The sequence below is a fragment of the Chryseobacterium taeanense genome, assembly GCF_900099685.1.
Taxonomy (GTDB): Bacteria; Bacteroidota; Bacteroidia; order Flavobacteriales; family Weeksellaceae; genus Chryseobacterium; species Chryseobacterium taeanense.
Genome location: NZ_FNDW01000005.1, coordinates 191,713 through 209,518 on the forward strand (window position 1 = coordinate 191,713; position 17,806 = coordinate 209,518).

The 17,806-nt window shown below is 37.2% G+C and carries 10 protein-coding genes; all 10 read left to right on the plus strand.

The window, feature by feature from the left end; genetic code table 11:
- Nucleotides 1-83 precede the first annotated feature (83 nt).
- The 10 genes from BLR30_RS09370 (at nt 84) to BLR30_RS09415 (ending at nt 17,488) form a co-directional block, all read left to right on the plus strand.
- Nucleotides 84-3,668 (plus strand): choice-of-anchor L domain-containing protein, encoded by a 3,585-nt coding sequence (locus BLR30_RS09370; protein WP_089857498.1) that lies wholly within the window; start codon nt 84-86, stop codon nt 3,666-3,668.
- Nucleotides 3,669-3,788: 120 nt separating this feature from the next.
- On the plus strand, nt 3,789-6,161 hold the full coding sequence (locus BLR30_RS09375; RefSeq protein WP_089857500.1) for a choice-of-anchor L domain-containing protein: 2,373 nt from the start codon (nt 3,789-3,791) through the stop codon (nt 6,159-6,161).
- Between the two features lie 460 nt (nt 6,162-6,621).
- A complete protein-coding gene (locus BLR30_RS09380) occupies nt 6,622-10,620 on the plus strand; it encodes a hypothetical protein (protein WP_089857501.1) in 3,999 nt (1,332 codons plus the stop codon).
- Complete coding sequence (locus BLR30_RS09385; protein ID WP_089857503.1) at nt 10,617-11,357, plus strand: hypothetical protein; 741 nt, start codon at nt 10,617-10,619, stop codon at nt 11,355-11,357. The genes BLR30_RS09380 and BLR30_RS09385 overlap by 4 nt, the downstream gene beginning before the upstream one ends.
- Before the next feature lie 52 nt (nt 11,358-11,409).
- Nucleotides 11,410-11,907 carry a hypothetical protein gene (locus tag BLR30_RS09390; RefSeq protein WP_089857505.1) on the plus strand — a complete coding sequence of 166 codons (498 nt, stop codon included), beginning with the start codon at nt 11,410-11,412 and terminating at the stop codon, nt 11,905-11,907.
- Between the two features lie 349 nt (nt 11,908-12,256).
- A complete protein-coding gene (locus tag BLR30_RS09395) occupies nt 12,257-12,538 on the plus strand; it encodes a hypothetical protein (RefSeq protein ID WP_139164612.1) in 282 nt (93 codons plus the stop codon).
- A gap of 611 nt (nt 12,539-13,149) precedes the next feature.
- A complete protein-coding gene (locus BLR30_RS09400; RefSeq protein ID WP_089857510.1) occupies nt 13,150-13,560 on the plus strand; it encodes a 5-fold beta-flower protein in 411 nt (136 codons plus the stop codon).
- 265 nt (nt 13,561-13,825) lie between these two features.
- On the plus strand, nt 13,826-15,103 hold the full coding sequence (locus BLR30_RS09405) for a hypothetical protein (RefSeq protein WP_089857513.1): 1,278 nt from the start codon (nt 13,826-13,828) through the stop codon (nt 15,101-15,103).
- 124 nt (nt 15,104-15,227) lie between these two features.
- Nucleotides 15,228-16,091, plus strand: a complete 864-nt coding sequence (locus tag BLR30_RS09410; RefSeq protein ID WP_089857515.1) for a hypothetical protein — start codon at nt 15,228-15,230, stop codon at nt 16,089-16,091.
- Nucleotides 16,092-16,747: 656 nt separating this feature from the next.
- Nucleotides 16,748-17,488 (plus strand): hypothetical protein, encoded by a 741-nt coding sequence (locus tag BLR30_RS09415; protein ID WP_089857517.1) that lies wholly within the window; start codon nt 16,748-16,750, stop codon nt 17,486-17,488.
- The last annotated feature ends 318 nt before the right edge of the window (nt 17,489-17,806 follow it).

Below are 17,806 nucleotides of genomic sequence, written 5' to 3' on the forward strand. Positions count from 1 at the left end.
GAATTGTATTAGTGATAATGTAATTTATACAGAATCAATATCTATTCAAAAAAAATAGTATTTTTGTTTCAAATAATATAAAAATGTTAAATAGGAGGACAGGAAATTTACTTTTGGCTTTACTTTTAATTTTCTCAGGAAACATTATTTTTGCTCAGGACAGACAGAGTAAAGGTATTGTTAAAAAGCCTACAGCTCAAAGTATGAAGGCCGGAGCTTTTATCGATGTAAATGCTGCCGCATATCCCGAATCAAGCTACAGCGTTACACAATTGGTGAAAGATGTACTTATCAGTGGAGGTTCTACATGCTCTGCTGCCAATGTAAGCAATGTCGTTGTCTCTCCGAATTTAGCAGTAAGTGACCAAAACAGAAGCTGGGGCTATTTTAATAAAGCCACCACCAATTTTCCTTTTGCTAAAGGTATCGTTCTTACTACAGGATATGCGAGAAAAGCAGGTAATACCTTTCAGGGAACTTTAAGTGACGCGCTTCCTTCTTCCGGAGATGTGGATCTGGCAACTGCTTTAAATGTGAATAATGCCAATTTAAGAGATGCAACCTACATAGAATTTGATTTTGTACCGGCATCTACAACAGTTTCGTTCAGGTATCTGTTTGCCTCCAAAGAATACCAGAGTAATTTCACCTGTACCATTTCCGACGGTTTTGCCTTATTATTGAAAAAAGTCGGAGATCCTTCCTATACAAATCTCGCAGTACTTCCGGGAGGAGCCGGCTCGGTAAGTGTTACAAATATTATTCCGGCAAGCTTACCTTGTGGTCCTAAGAATGTTCAGTATTTTGCAGGAATCAATAACCCGCAGATTGAGACTAATTTTGATGGGCGTACAGTTCCTTTAACTGCAACAGCAACGGTAATTCCCGGTCAGACTTATCATTTCAAAATGGTTCTTGCAGATTATCAGGATTCAAATTTTGATTCAGCTGTTTTTCTGGAAGCCGGATCTTTTGATATTGGTGTACAGCTTTTAAATCCTGCAGGTGTGGCACTTCCCGCATCAATTAATGTATGTGATAACGCGCCTCAGACACTTACTGCATCAGTACAGGGCGGAGGGGCTACTTATCAGTGGCTATTGGGAACCAATCCTATTCCGGGTGCTACCAATGCATCTTATACAGCAACACAACCGGGAGTTTATACTGTTCAGGTATATTTACCTGGAAATTCATGTCCGGGAACAGCATCCGTAACGATTGTAGGAGGAACTTCTCCAACTGTACAGAACGCAACACTCACGGCGTGTTATACTACGGGGAATGCAATATTTAACCTTACTTCGGCACAGCCATCCATAAGTACAACGCCAGGAGCTACTTTTTCTTATTATCTCAATCAGGCAGATGCTTTAGCCGGAAATACAAATACAATTCCTAATCCTACAGCATTCCCGAGTTCAGGACAAACGGTATATGTTCTGGTGAAAAGCGGATTCTGTTCTAAAGTTGCTGAATTACAACTTGTAAAGGCACCACAGATCACCGCTGCTATTACCGCACCGGCAATATTAACCTGTACAAATTCACAGGTCACGCTGAATGCTTCCGGATCCACTTATCCTACAAGTGCTACTTTTGCATGGACAACGACAAACGGAAATATTGTTTCCGGAGCAGATACCCTGAATCCGGTGGTTAATGCAGCAGGAACTTATACATTAACTATTTCTAATACCTATCAGCCAGGAAATACAGTTTGTACAGGAATAGCAAATGTTACAGTCACAGGCGACAGTGCACCGCCAACAACAGGTTTAACGGCTTCTAAAATATTAATTTGCTCAGGCGAGTCTGTTACTTTAACGGCTTCAGGTGGTGCGACTTACAATTGGGTTGGCCTTACCGGAAATGGAAATACACAAACTGTTTCACCTACTACGACTACAACTTATACTGTTACTGCGGTTGGTGCTAATGGTTGTGTGTCTCAGACACCTGCAACGATTACCATAGAAGTTTCACAGCCGATCACGCTACAGAACGCTACTTTGTTAAAATGCTACCAGGCAGGCGGAATAAATTATGATTTAACAGAAGCGCAATCTCAGATTACTTCTGCAACCGGAGTTATTTTTTCTTATTATCTAAATATTGCTGATGCCAATGCAGGAAACACTAATACAATCAATAATCCAGCCTCATTCAATAGTGCGGGAAATCAAACGATATATGTTCTTGTAGTAAACGGAGGATGCAGATACGTCGTGAATTTACAGTTGTTATCAACTCCTGAAACGACATTAACAATTGCAACTCCTCAGCAAATAACCTGCACGACACCACAAATAACTTTGAATGCTTCAGGTTCTGTAGTCCCTACAAATTCTACTATTTCATGGACGGCATCCGGCGGCGGAAATATTGTTTCAGGGGCTAATACATTAACTCCTGTTGTGAACTCAGGCGGTGTTTATACTTTAACGGTTGCAAATGTTAATCAGCCGGGTAATTTAAACTGTTCATATACCACAAATGTTACTGTGACGCAAAATACAACACCTCCGGTAGTCACTTTAACAGCTCCGGTACAACAAATTTGTCCGGGAGAATCTGTTACATTAACAGCCTCAGGCGGAGCTACGTATAACTGGGGAACTCTTCCTGGGAATGGGAATACTCAGGTAGTTTCTCCGTCAAATACTACGGTGTATACAGTTACTGCGGTAGGTGCAAATGGCTGTGTTTCCTCAAATACTGCAACGATAACGATTGTAGTTGGCCCGCCTGTAGCCGTGTTGGCCGCATCAAAATCCAAAATATGCGTCGGCGAATCTGTTACATTAACTGCGTCCGGAGGGGTTACTTACGAATGGGTGGGGCTGCCGGGTAATGGAAATACTCAGGTGGTGTCTCCAACAGATACTACGATATATTCTGTCTATGCTTTAGGAGGAAACGGATGTAGGGTAGATGATCCGACATCAATTACTATTCAGGTAGTTCCGGCTATTGAATCTACCTTGCAGGATGTTTATGCTTGCGCCGGAGATTCGGGAATATTGGATGCAGGTGCAGGGGAAAACTATACTTACCTTTGGAATACAGGAGCTACTACGCAGACCATATCTGTAAATACTCCCGGGACATATTCTGTGACAATAAATAACGGAACCTGCTCTAAGGTATTCAGTGCACAGCTGATTAATCCGGTGCTGCCTCAGTTTACCAATGTTGTTTATGAGAATCATGTTTTGACATTATCCACAACAAACCCGACAGGAGGCGCTTTGGAATATTCATTGGACGGAGGAGTAACATGGCAGGATTCAAATGTTTTCTATAACATTCTTGATAATGCTAATTACAATCTCATGGTACGTGTAAAGAACGCAAAATGCGGAACAACATTAGCATTTTTTACCTTTGTCGTTATCAATGCGATCACCCCTAATCAGGATGGTAAAAACGATACGGTAGATTTTACAGGAATCAGTAAGTATAATAACTTTGCAGCTTCTATATTCGACAGATACGGCCAGGAAGTATTCAAAGCAAGTAAAAATGAAACCAGCTGGAATGGTATGCTAAGAGGAAGCCTGGTACTTCCGACTGCTACGTATTGGTATCGTGTACAATGGGAGAACCCCGCCAGCAAAAAGCTTGAGCTGCGCAGTGGATGGATTTTACTGAAAAATAGAAATTAACAATTATAAATAATATTAACCTCTCAATTTGGGAGGTTATTTTGCTTTTTTGAAGCAAAAAAGTTAAATATATATGAAGTATTTGCAAAAAAAAATTAAATTTGTTGAAACAAAATTCTTATGAAGAGATATCTACTACTGTTTTCTTTATTTATGGCCTCCTCGTCGAGTCTCTTTTATTCTCAAAACATTACTCCCAGAAAGCCTCAACAGGAAAAGGCATCCAATTTAACAATGAAAGCAGGCGCTTTTATCGACGTAAATGCTGCCGGATATGCTCCAACAGATTATACACCTTTACAATTGGTTAAGGATGTTTTAATCTCATCCGGGACAAATTCATGTGTTACTCCCAATGTATCTAATGTTCAGGTAAGCCCGAATTTACCGGCAGGTAATGCACAAAGATCATGGGGATATTTTCATAAAGGGACAACCAATTTTCCTTTTACAGATGGTATTGTCCTTTCAACTGGATATGTTGAAAAAGCTGGAAATAATTATATCAGTACCACACTAGGAGATAATCTTCCTACGGGGAGCGATCCTGATCTTGTAGCAGCTACAAATCCATCAGGGTCTCTTAATGATGCTGTTATTTTAGAATTTGATTTCGTGCCGACTTCTAGTCAGGTTAAATTTAATTATCTTTTTGCCTCTGAAGAATATACAGGATCTTTTCCCTGTAGTTTCTCTGATGCGTTTGCATTATTGTTGCGACCAACAGCCGGTGGACCTTATGTAAATATGGCCGTTTTGCCTGCTCCCGGAACCGGGCCTGTAAGTGTTACCAATATTCACCCTCAAGACAGTTTTACAGGAACCAATATGGGATGCGGTGCACCGAATGTTGCTTTTTTCGGAGGATATAATACATCTAATATTGAAACAAACTTTAATGGAAGAACAGTTCCTTTACAGGCTACAGCTACAGTAGTTCCGGGACAATCTTACCATTTTAAAATGGTATTGGCAGATGCTATTGACAGCAGCTTTGACTCTGCCGTATTTCTTGAAGGTGGATCTTTTAATATCGGTGTAGAATTATTAGATCCTTCCGGAGGTACTCTGCCTGAAGAAATCAATGTTTGTGACAATGTTCCTCAGGTGATTACGGCTTCTGTGAGTGATCCCAATATGACTTATCAATGGTTCTATAACGGAGTGGCAATTCAAGGGGCTACAACGCCAACCATTACAGCTACTCAGCCGGGAAATTATGAAATTCAGGTAACATTCCCAGCTAATCCTTGTCCTGGAAAAGCAAATATTAAAATTAACGGAGGAACTACACCTTCAGCTGTTGATGCTTCGTTACTGCTCTGTACAACACCGGATGTTACTTGGTTTGATCTTACCAATGCTATGCCGTCAATAAGTACAACTACCGGGGCAGTATTTCATTTTTATGAAAACCAGGCTGATGCTCTAGCTCAGAATAACAACTATATTCAGGACGTTCTGCATTATACCGGTAACGACGGGCAGATTCTTTACGTTGTTGTTTCAAATGGAGGATTCTGCAGTAAAATGGTTGAACTTACATTATTGAAAGAAGCAACGCCTACAGTAAGTTTAGTTGCGTCAAAACTTAAAGTTTGTCCAGGTTCTACAGTTGATCTTACGGCAACAGGAGGAGCAACCTACGAATGGGCAAATTTCTCAGGAACAGGAAACACACAAACAGCAACAGTTTATAATACAACCACATTCTCCGTATATGCGTTGGGAACAAAAGGCTGTAAATCCTTACAGCCGGCTACTGTTACTGTAGAAGTAGTACAGGAACTTACATCTCCACTTACAGATGTCGAAATGTGCCAGGGCGACAGAGTGACTCTTGATGCCGGTGCTGGAGAAAATTATACTTACCTTTGGAGTACAGGTGCGGTGAGCCAGACAATCAATGTAGATCAGTGGGGAATTTATACGGTAACCATCAATAATGGATATTGTGAAAAAACATTTACTGCAAAAGTGATGGGCGCAGCCTCTCCTTTTGTTTCGAATATTGATTATAGCAATAATACTTTAACCATTACGGCGGAAGTTCCGATGATTAATAATATTCCGCAGACTGCAGAATACTCTATAGACGGAGGCATTTCATGGCAAGATTCTAATGTATTTACCGGACTTCAGAATAATGCAACATATCAAGTACAGGTAAGAACAGTGGGAACACATTGTGTGGGTGCTTTAGAATTCTTCACATTCCATGTGGCTAATATTATTACTCCTAATCAGGATGGTATTAATGATACGTTAGACCTTACTGCTCTTAGCGGATTCAATAACTTTACAGGATCAATTTACGATCGATATGGTTCGGAAATGTTCAGGTTCTCAAAACAAAATCTGATCTGGGACGGAACTGTGGGTGGTAAAAAACTGCCAACGGCAACATACTGGTACAAATTCAACTTCCAGTATCCGAAATCAAAAGTAAATATGAGTCAATCTGGTTGGATTATGCTTAAAAACAGAGAATAATAGCAATTGATAATGCAATAACATAAATACCCCGAAAAGCCTTTGCTTTTTGGGGTGTTTATTTAAAAGGCTTAGATTTTATAATCCGAGCCTTTTTTCTTTTTCCACAATAAATTAATAAGCGTCTATTTTCAATTAAAACTCAGCCATTGGTATCGTAATACTTGTGGTGAGTTGCTGCAACTACAGAATCGATTGCCTGAAAAATAAGGTATTCTCCTCAAAAATTGTGATTTTTGACCCGAATAACCTGAAAATTCAAAAGAGGAAGCAAACTGAAGGCGGCTCATCGTTATCTATTCTTCACTACAAACTAAAATGCCACTTCTGATTGCTGAAATTTTTTTAAATCTCCCTCATAGGATCGGATTTTCCACATTCAACAGGTATATAAAGTGAAATTGCTCCAATTACATTTTATATACCCTTTAAATCAATATGAAACTAAAAAACTAAGTCAATGAAAACCGCAAAACCTGTAGAAGTAGACAACAAAGCCCATAAGAACCCCGGTAAGAAGCAAAGACCGAAAGATCCGGTGGTTATGCCTTTTTCCGAGGTAGAAGCAGGTAATATACAGACACAAAAATCCGGTGATGCAATCATTAAACCCAGATTGTCAAACCAAGATAATAACAGGCTCGGTTTAAATGGTGCTATTGCCTCCGTGCACGGTTCTCAGAGTATTTATGACCAAGGTTCAGAAATAATGTATGGTAGATATCAAGACAGCCTGAAAGAAACCGGAGATATCAATCATCCCGATACCAAAGACATGGAAAAAGGTTATATAGCAACCCTGAATGTCGCACAGGTACAGGATTATCACAATATCAAATCCGGAAATTATTTGCCTAAGACAATGCAGGAGCAGGCGGAAGTGCATCAGGAAAGTAAAAAAGACCAGGATGTTAAAGCATTAAAGCCGGAGCCAAAAACTAAGCCTGAGGAGAAATCGTCTGTGGAAACTAAGGATAAAGCAGAAGAGCAAAGCACTGAAGCCGCACCTTCTCCAAATGCCCAAAACAATCCGGAATTTACTAAATTAAGCAGTAAAATAGCAGCAACTGCACAATCGCAGAAAAGTCACGAACCGGCAAAAAAGGCAAGCAATGATGCACAGGCTGCGGCTCCTTCACCTGCCAACGAGCGTGAAAGTATGGCACAGGCAGGTCAGGTTGGTTATATGGATGACCAGAAGCCGGGAACATTCAGTAAAGTAGAGTTCAAAGCGTTGTTGAAGCAAAAGATTGAAGGGATCATACTTCCGAAAGATGAAGCGTCAGCAGATGATTTTGAAAACAACAACAATATACAACAAGTCAATAAAAATGCTGTTGCTGATGTTAAAAATGAGAAAAATGCCGCTATTAATGATATTGCTTCTGCCACAGCGGCAAAACCTAATGTTGCAGCACAGCCTGTTCGTACGATTGCCAAAATGCCGACACCTAATATAGGGAAAGCTCCGGGTATTCCCAATGCAGGAAAAGCAATGCCTAATAAAAGAGATTCTATAAGCGTGGAAAAACCTCTGCGGGAAGAAACAAATACCATTGACAGCGAAATGAAAGCGCATGGAGTTACCGACCAGATGCTCGCAAACTCCAACGAACCTTCATTCACTGAAGCTTTAGATGAAAAAAATAAAGCTAAAAAAGAAAGTGCTGCCGCCACAGAAAATTTCAGGAATGCGGAGAAAAACGAGCTTTCCAAAACTCGCGATCAGGCACAATCACAGGCAGCACATCATATTGCCGGAATGCACAATGCCCGAAAAGGCGGTTTGAATCATGCCCATGGTGAACAGAAGAACACCGCAACCAAAGACAGCCAGAAACGAAAAGAAATCGCCGACCATATCAACAGTATTTATATAGATTCTAAAAAAGATGTTGACAGTATTTTAAACAAACTTGATAAAAAAGTTGCGGAGATGTTTGAGTACGGTAGTAAGATTGCTAAAAAAGCGTTTGAAGATCATGTTGACAAGGGAATGAGTGCATACAAAAAGAAACGTTATGGCGATGCATATGCAAAATATGGTGCTTTAGCGACTGCAGGATTATGGCTTTGGGACAAAGCGACCGGACTCCCGGAAGAAGTTAATGAATATTTTGTAAGTGGTAAAGCATTGTATATTGATACGATGGATCATTACATTGACGACATTGCAACCCATGTTACCAACCAGCTTAATGCAGCCAAAACGAGAATTGCCAAAGGTAAAAAAGATGTACAGACGTACGTCAACAGTTTATCGCCAAGTCTGCGTAAGATTGGCAAGGAAGCTATTGCAGATATTCAGAATAAATTTAATGCGCTGGAAGAAAGCGTAAACAGTAAAAAAGATGCACTCATTGATGTTCTGGCAAAAAAATATGCCGAAAACGTAGCAAGTATTGATGCCAGAATTGAAGAATTGAAAGCACAAAATAGTGGTTTCATAAACAAAGCACTCAATGCATTAAGCGGAGTATTTGCGTTTATTATTGAAATTAAAAACACATTGACCAATTTATTGGCAGGTATTGTAGATGTTGTAATGGCAATTATTGCAGATCCAATTGGTTTCTTTAAAAACCTTATTGCAGGGGTCGGTCAGGGATTTGCCAATTTCGGAGCCAATATCTGGTCCCACCTTAAAACCGGCTTCTTCACATGGCTTACGGGAGCAACGAAAGGCATTGATCTTACCATGCCGGAAGATATATTCTCACTGAAAGGAATTTTCTCGATTACCACACAAGTGCTTGGTTTAACCTGGAACGGAATCAGAGCAATCGGTTCAAGAGTTGTTGGAGAGCCGGTCATGAAAGTTCTGGAAACCAGTTTTGAAATGGTGCAGATCGTCCGCAAAGAAGGTGCTGCTGGGCTTTGGGAACATCTTAAAGAGCAGTTTGCCGATCTGAAAGCCACGATTATGGATACCATTATGGACATGATCCAGACGCAGGTGATTCAGGCGGGAATTAAATGGATTATGGGCTTGCTGACTCCGGTAGGCGCATTTATAAAAGTTGCCATGGCGATTATTGATGTCGTAAAATTCTTCATCCAGCGTGCCGCACAAATTATGGAGCTTATTAAAGCCTTCATCGACAGTGTGGCAGCCATTGCCAGCGGAAATGTAAGTGCCGTCGCCAAATCAATAGAAAACGCTTTGGGTAAAGCGGTTCCAGTTTTAATCGGCTTTTTGGCATCGTTACTGGGAATTGGCGGTTTGGCTGATAAGGTTTTGGGCGTTATCCGTAAAATCAGACAGCGTATTGAAAATGCGATTGTAAAGTTCTGGACTTTTGTGAAAGGGAAGGCGAAAGGATTGTTAGGGAAAATTGGTGTTGGAAAACTTAGGTCGGATAAAAAAGAGGATGTAGATACTATCCCCGATGGAAAAGAAAAATTATTTGCCAAACTTAGAAATAATGAAGAAAAAATCAACGTTGATGGAGGACATAGATTGAAGTTTGAAAATGAAGGAGAATTAGCTGTTTATAGCACAAGAATAGGTTTTAATGAATTGTTAAGACAGAAGCAAGAAGAAATTCATGCAAATAAGACATCGAGTGATTATTCTAAAAAACAAGATGCACTCAATAAACTCAATATCGATAAAAAGAATTTTGGGAAAGAACTTTCCAAGTATATAGGCAAACACGATAAAAAGTATAGCGCTAATGTAAAAGAGGAGTATAATGCTATGAAAGATATATTGGTTTCTGTAGCATCATCACTTGAAATTATAGGTGTTACCAGCCTAGAAACAACTTCTTTATTACCTACTAACGTTACTCATACAACACAGGGGAAAAAGGCAAAACAAGTTATTGCCCAGCCTTTAACAAAGATACCGGGCAATACACATGGTTCTTCACCGGGAAGTAGTGTTCCTGTTGGATGGGAACAAATCGATCCTGATCAGCGTTCGGATTTTTGGGTAAGAGCCCATTTACTTAACCATCATTTACATGGGCCGGGTGTTGAATGGAATTTATTCCCCGCTCATAAAGATATAAACAAAGGTATGGAACTAGCAGTTGAAAATCCTGCAAAAAAAGCAGTTGCAGGGAAAGACAATAAATCTTATTTTTATGAAACCAATTTAACATACGGTGCTAGTGATTTCCCAACACATATAAAAGTTGAATTTGGAGAATATGATGTAAAAAAAGGTAAAAGAACACCAAGTCCATACGGATTTGATAAGCCCCTTGAAATTCCAGAACCTTATACTGTAAACATTAATACGGCCACTGCAGCTCGTTTACAGCAGGTTGCTAAAGCTAATGAAGTTAAAGGAATGACAGGATTCTTTAAAGAATTAGTGAATGAGCGTAATAAAAATGGAGTTTTTGACAGAATTAGTGATGTTAGACTAAGAATGTCTGGGATTGCGAAAGATTCACATATTGAGAATTTAAGATTATTAACAATTGAAAATAAATTGAGATTTATATGATAAATATTAATAAAAAACTTATAGATACGTTATACTATGAAGAAATTGAAGGTAGTAATTCATTGTTATGTCCTGGTGCAGTAAGTAAGCCTAGCCATATTATTTCTAAAGAAAACTTAGAAACAACAGTGAAGGAAAAAGGATTGATTTTTCCTGAAAGTTTAATTGATTTTTATAGTCAAGCCGCTATGTTATCACTAACATGGATGATTGTTGATGAACGATTTAGAAATGGCAAAGAAAGAGAGGCTGTATTCAAAGAAGATCCATGGATAAAGAAAGAGTATATAGATAATGGATATAGCTGGGAAGCCGTAAAAATACTGCTCAGTGGTAATCTAAATATAACTCAACTTACAAATGTCGTAGATTTAGAAAAAGTAAAATTGACCGGAATATATGATGCTGCAATAAGTGTAGGATTAAATGGAGGAGATTTAAGACCTATTGATACGAATGAATTTGTTGTTGCCTGCATGAAGGTTGAAGACGGGAAGTTAATAGACAATATGTATCTGTATACAGGTTTTGGCGGTTTTCCGGAAGTATTGTATGACATGAAAGTTACATTTGAACAATATTTAGAATTGGCTTATAAAGCTAAATGTTTCAATTATTGGAATTTGACTTACTGTTTAAAAGAAAAATCACCGAGTTACGAACTGATGAAAAGATTTTTTCCTGTAATTTTCCCACATATAGATCCCGATTTAAAAGAATTTGGGATAGAATATTAATGTTCGACAAAATAAATATAGAAGCGAAATTTCAATTTTGAAGTTTCGCTTTTTGCATTCAATAAGAGCTATTCTTAGCCGAAATGTAAGCCCCGTCGCCAAATCCATAGAAAATGCATTGGGTAAAGCAGTTCCTGTTTTAATCGGCTTTTTAGCCTCATTACTGGGAATTGGCGGATTGGCTGATAAGGTTTTGGGCGTAATTCGCAAAATTAGACAGCGTATTGAAAATGCCATTGTGAAATTCTGGACTTTTGTGAAAGGGAAGGCAGGTAAGCTGTTGAGTAAAATTGAGGTTGGCAATAAGGATAAGAAAGGCAAAGCTAAAAAGGAGAAAGAGACCCGTACGCGGGAAGAAATGAAAAATGACTTGCATAAAGGGATTACGGAGGGGACAAAACTCCTGAAAGACAAAAGCCTCGACAAAAAGCAAATTCAAAAACAATTAGATGTATTAGAAGAAACCTATGAATTGAAGGAACTTAAGATTGTTACAACCAAAGTAGATAAAGAAGGAAAGGAAAGATGTAACTTCACAAACAGAATATAAGCATAAAGATTCAGTTATATTATTTAGTGGATCTGATGAAACTCTGATAGCATATAAAATTAATCCTTCAGGAGGTACCACTACAAGAGATATTATAATAGCTCTAGGTAATGGTAAGTTTAATGGAAAACTTAAAGGAGTTTTATAAATAGTAATATCTTTGAATTAATATATAAAAAATAATAGAAATATGACAATTAGTAAATTGAAAATTGATTTGAAAAATCTTTTTTGAAATTTTTTTGATCAACAAAAACAAATAATCGATGAATTTTTAAAGGGAAATAATGATCCTAATGTAGTTAATTCGTTTATTAAATTAATAGCTAAAACAGAGTTAACATTACAATTGGAAGAAGATTTTGATTACATGGATTTTTATAGAATGAGCTATATTGAAGTAAATAAAGATTTATTATATCCTTTAAAGCAGAATAATCTTTTACCATTAGATATTAATTATAAAGGACGTTTATATTCCAACTTTAAGTATCTAAATCAAGAATTTATAAATGTAGTAACCTCAGAAAAGATATCTAAATTAGGTTCAGATGGTGTTCCTTATATAATTAACATATTTGATAATATAATGACTTTCTATTTTTTTGAGTGGGATTATAATGACCTTTAACGTTTAATATTTTATATACATATGCGAAATTTCTGTAAAGAAATTTCGCTTTTTTTATTCAAATCAAAGCCATTGCCAGCGGAAATGTAAATGCTAAATCCATAGAAAATGCATTGGGTAAAGCGGTTCATGTATTAATCGGGTTTTTAGCATCTCTGTTAGAATTGACAGATTGTGTGCAGTGCTGAAGAGAAGCGGTGCTTTCGTCATCATTTTTCAATGATAAAGTATTTGTAAAAGCTTCAATGACAATTATCTACAGAGTAAAATTCTTAACTCAGAAAGTTAAACAGCAGATTGAACTATATAATATAAAAACATACTCTGTAGTCAACATCATGTTGACCGTACCATCAATGGTATGTTGACCGTACCGTCAAGAGGGTGTTGGCCGCCCGATTGTGATGCCCTTGACCGTACGACACAAAAGAAATTGAATATGAAGTAGTGAAGTTCAGTCAAATTTTTAAAACTTCAATTTGGAAAGAATTTGTGATTGTTTGGAAGCTTTGTGTTATAATCTAAAATCATCTTTTTATTTTAAGAAAATTCGTTATATATTGTATTGACAAAAAATGAAGCAAAAATAATCACCAAATAATATTTAAGCCATGAAAAAAATACTATTCTTTTTTTTACTTCTGTTAAATCTTTCCATTCTAAGTGCGCAAACCATAGAATCCGGAAGCCGCAATACGGCAGGATATATCAAAAGTGACGGCACCATCGAAGACAGAAGCCATGCAACCGTAGGATATATTAAAAGTGACGGAACTATTGAAAATAAAAGCCACGGTACCATTGGCTATATCAAAAGCGATGGTACGATAGAAAACAAAAGCCATCTTACTGTCGGTTACCTAAAAAAAGATGGGACGGTAGAAAACAGCAGCCATGCAACCATTGGATATATCAAGGATGATGGAACGGTAGAAAATAGCAGTCATGGTACACTCGGCTATGCTAAAGGTGTAAAAAAAGAATGGGCTGCGGTGGTTTTTTTCTTCTTTAAAGTAGATTAGCGATAATTACGCACTGAAAATATAAGTTAAGAAATGAAGGCTCGGATTTTATAATCCGAGCCTTTGATGTTTTGATGTAAAAAGTAAGTCGGTGCCGGAAGTTATATGCAGATCCCAATGATAACTTTTGCTTCCATCATCCCAAAATTTCTCTCATTCGGTTAATTTCTGCAACTACAGAATTCAAACGGCAAAAAACTTTCGGCAGAACTAAAAAAGGTTGAATTTTGGACTGTAAAATTATAAGCCGCAAAGAATAGAATACATGGAAACAAACGAAATAACCACGAGAGAAAAATTAAAAACCTATTTTGAAACCGGGAAATACCCCACAGAAAGTCAATTTGCAGAATGGATCGATTCTTATTGGCATAAAGAGGAAAATATAAATTCCCAGGAAACTCTTGCAACAGTTGTTGGCAGAGATAATCAGGTTCCGGAGCAGGGAATTAAATTCGTGCAAAGTAAATCAACACCTTCTACTAAAATTGAATTAAGAATCAATAAGACAACATGGTCGCAATGGTTTGGAAATATGAATCCTGATCATACAGGAGTTTATAATAGTTCCTTTGGTTTCGGAGCGTTACAGAATGTTACCACAGGGGACGGAAACGTAGCTCTGGGAAGCCATGCATTAATGCAACTTACAACCGGCATCAGAAATACGGTAGTTGGGTCAGGTTCAATGATTGCTCTAAAAGAAGGATACTGGAATGTTGTCGTGGGGCAGGCCGCGCTGTATTATTTTGCTACAGGCCATAATAACACAGCCATTGGCAGAGTGGCAATGTGCAACTTCATAGGAGGATACGGCAATACGGCTTTGGGAAGCCATTCCGGATTTGTTGATGGTGGAACAATGCATACTCAGGAATATAATTTTAATACTTTTTTAGGGTTCAGATCGGGGTATACTACAGATCTTCCTAATAACCTGAAGGGAAATAATAATGTTACCATTGGAGCCAATGCCCCGATTGGCGGTAATACCAATAATAAATTAGTCATACATTCATCAGAAAACGTACTCAATCATAATGTAACACTTCCTCTTATAGGTGGAGATTTTGTAGAAAGAACTCTGGATTTTGATTCTTCATTAAAGGTTCACCGACTTCCAAAAGCAGATTCTGGTTTTACCCAAAACATAGTTGCAAAGCCTGATGGGACATTCGGAATAGAAGAAAGAACAAATTCTAATCATTATTTCAAAGAAGCCCGTACAGGAAGTTATTTTCAAATTGATAATGAATTTAAAAAGCCTCTTTACAGGTGCGTAGTCATAGAAAATATTTCAGAAGCAGAACCTGAAAAATCAATAGAATTATCATCATTAAATATAGAGCATATCTTTATAAACGGTACAGCAAGAATCGGTTCCAGAAGCTATTCTATTGCAAACGCCGAAACTTTATCTGTTAATTTTTTTCATGACGATTCTTACCTGGTTTTTACACAAATAAATGGACAAAAAGCTGAATGGTCACTTCACATAATCCTTGAATACACCAAAACTACGGACAGTCCAATATCATTATAAACCAGTCCGGAAAAAATAAAGACTCACTGCAACTACAGAACGGGCAGGGCAAAAAACTTTAATAAAAACAAAAAAAGGATGAATTTTGAACTCTGAATCGTACATAAAGAATATTTAAATTATTATGGAAAAAAACGAAATAACCACGAGAGAAAAATTAAAAACCTATTTTGAAACAGGGAAATATCCAACTGAAAGTCAGTTTGCACAATTGATCGATTTTTTCAGACTTAAAGAAGATGTCCTGACGAACAAAGAATTGGTAACGCTCGCCAATAATCTGGCTGCTCTTGATAATGGATATATTCTTTACAGCACCAGTAGTATTGAGAATGAGAAATTTCCAATCGTTGTAAGCTCAAAAGAAGGAGAAAGCCAAACTTTTACAATTGAAAAAACCGAAAACAAAGAGCAAAAGCGCTATTTTCAGGGCAGTGCGCCTTACACGGTTAGTACAAAAGAATTTCTGGTAGACCGATTAGAAGGATACAGATATTACTATCTGAACACTCAGATCGACGACGGCTATACAACGAGCAGGCTTTTCGGAAATAATCTGCCTCCGATTCCGGAGAATTTTGAACTAGTAACCGTGGAAAATAAAAAAATTTCTATAAAGATAAGTAACGAAGATTTTGATCGTAAAATAAATAATTTACATACACGTCTTACTTTTGTTAATAAAACCGAAATACTTATTGAATACGCATTATACGGAAACTACTGGTCCAATAAGTATATTTCTGAAGATATGGTAACGGATCATTATGATCTTGGAGATTTTTTAGTCTGTTTTTACAGAGCTGATCTCTCCGGAATCAGTAAATCTATAGAATGTAAAATTTATGACGAGGATAATGATACGCTGCTGATGACTGCCTCTTTAGTACCTGGGCAGAAAAATATCAATGTCTCTGCAGGAGCTGTGCTGTCAGGAGTGAGAAATGCCAGAATCGAATGCGATTATGAAAGTCAGGCAAATAAATAAGAGTTACTGCAACTACAGTATACACAGGGCAAAAAACTTTTACCAGAAGAAAAAAAGTCTGAACTTTGGACTATCAAAATAAAGGCTAAACATTCAGTCAGAAAGCCCTGCAACTACAGAACAGACAAAGCAAAAAGCTTTTATAATAATAAAAAAAGAATGACCTTTGAACTTCAATTCATCAACTGGCAAATACAAGCCTAAGCCAGTTAATATAAAAATTATTTGGAAATCATAAAACCAAATAAATGTGAATAATTAGTAATTGTTCATGAAAATAAATCCTCAACCGAGTAAGATTCTCAATAATAGAAAGCCTTTTACTCTTGAAATATTGGAATTTTCTGATGTGCAGATATTAGAATTTCCCCATGACAAAAAATAGCAGGAAACCTGTTGTTTTCTTTCAAGAGCAGACTTAAGTCTTTAAAAAGTAGGAATTTCAGTAATGGAGAACTTTCTAAAAACAATTGTCGCGGCAGTTGGGTAAGACTCTCAAAAGTGATTTGCTTTTCGGTTGAGGTTTATTTTAAAAACAAACTCATCACATTTTCAAAAAAATTCAGACAAAAAAATCCAGGAATCAATCGTGTTTGATAATTGGTAGCAGGAAAAATTATAAAAAGGACATAAGTAGTAAAAAACATTCAAACATTATGGAAGAAATAAATACATTAACCCAAAGAGAGGAGCTGAAAACCTATTTTGAGACAGGTAAATATCCGACAGAAAGTCAATTTGGAAAATTCATAGATAATTATGTCCATTTAAATGAATTTAATTTCGGGCTTGACGTAAAACCAACAGGAGATCACAAAAGTAAATACTATCATTTCTACTTAGCTGAAGAACCATGGAATAACAATAGAGGACATATGAATGTCGAAGATGCGACTCAAAATTCTCCTGAAAAGATAGACGGTTACACACATGTTCTATCCAGATACGTCGGCTACAAGCGTTTACATGTAAAATTAATAGGCGAACTGGATATTGATAAGCATCAGCCCAAGATCATCATAAAACGATATAAGCAAAAAAAGAAGCTTACAAGTGGTTTTTTAAAAATGGCAGGTTTCTATCAAGAACTTCCGGGAGATGCAGAATCCTGGGGAAGACAATCCGAATATCCTGTAACCTCAAATGAGATGGTTCTTGATATCAATCCGATTAACTATTTCAGGCCAGGTACTGACTACAGAGATTTTTATCCGGCAGGTACTTTTAACAGACCTGGGTCATTCAGATACTCGGTGCATCACAGAAAACCTTTTTCACTTATTCAAATGCTTTTGGAAATCGATGTAAACGGAACAAAATACAGATCGAATCCTGTTAATGTAAAAATCATTCTGGGGCGGGACGAAAAAGACCTGATTAATTATATGATTAGTTAATGAAAAAGATAGCCTCAACCAAGTAAGAAACTCCGACACAAGATCCCTTTGACTTTTGAAATAGTTGAATTTTTTAATGCAGGACATTAGAATCTTATCCACGATGTGAAATAGCAGGCTTAAAATCCTCTATTTTCTTTCAAAAGTAAGATTGATTCTTTAAAAAGTAGGAATTCCGTTATGTGAGAAATTTTCAGAAAACAACTGTTACGGCAGTTGGGTAAGATTCTCTGATGTGAGATACTTTTAGTTGAGGTTACCTTTTCAGTTACCAGTAAATATTTCCCCAAAATTTAAAACAGAAAATCTTGTATTAAG

What these genes read in the sequence shown, in the direction of transcription:
- BLR30_RS09410 (WP_089857515.1), top strand. Translation starts at nt 15,228, where the DNA reads ATGGAAAAAAACGAAATAACCACGAGAGAAAAATTAAAAACCTATTTT.
- BLR30_RS09370 (WP_089857498.1), top strand. Translation starts at nt 84, where the DNA reads ATGTTAAATAGGAGGACAGGAAATTTACTTTTGGCTTTACTTTTAATT.
- BLR30_RS09415 (WP_089857517.1), top strand. Translation starts at nt 16,748, where the DNA reads ATGGAAGAAATAAATACATTAACCCAAAGAGAGGAGCTGAAAACCTAT.
- BLR30_RS09385 (WP_089857503.1), top strand. Translation starts at nt 10,617, where the DNA reads ATGATAAATATTAATAAAAAACTTATAGATACGTTATACTATGAAGAA.
- BLR30_RS09375 (WP_089857500.1), top strand. Translation starts at nt 3,789, where the DNA reads ATGAAGAGATATCTACTACTGTTTTCTTTATTTATGGCCTCCTCGTCG.
- BLR30_RS09380 (WP_089857501.1), top strand. Translation starts at nt 6,622, where the DNA reads ATGAAAACCGCAAAACCTGTAGAAGTAGACAACAAAGCCCATAAGAAC.
- BLR30_RS09400 (WP_089857510.1), top strand. Translation starts at nt 13,150, where the DNA reads ATGAAAAAAATACTATTCTTTTTTTTACTTCTGTTAAATCTTTCCATT.
- BLR30_RS09405 (WP_089857513.1), top strand. Translation starts at nt 13,826, where the DNA reads ATGGAAACAAACGAAATAACCACGAGAGAAAAATTAAAAACCTATTTT.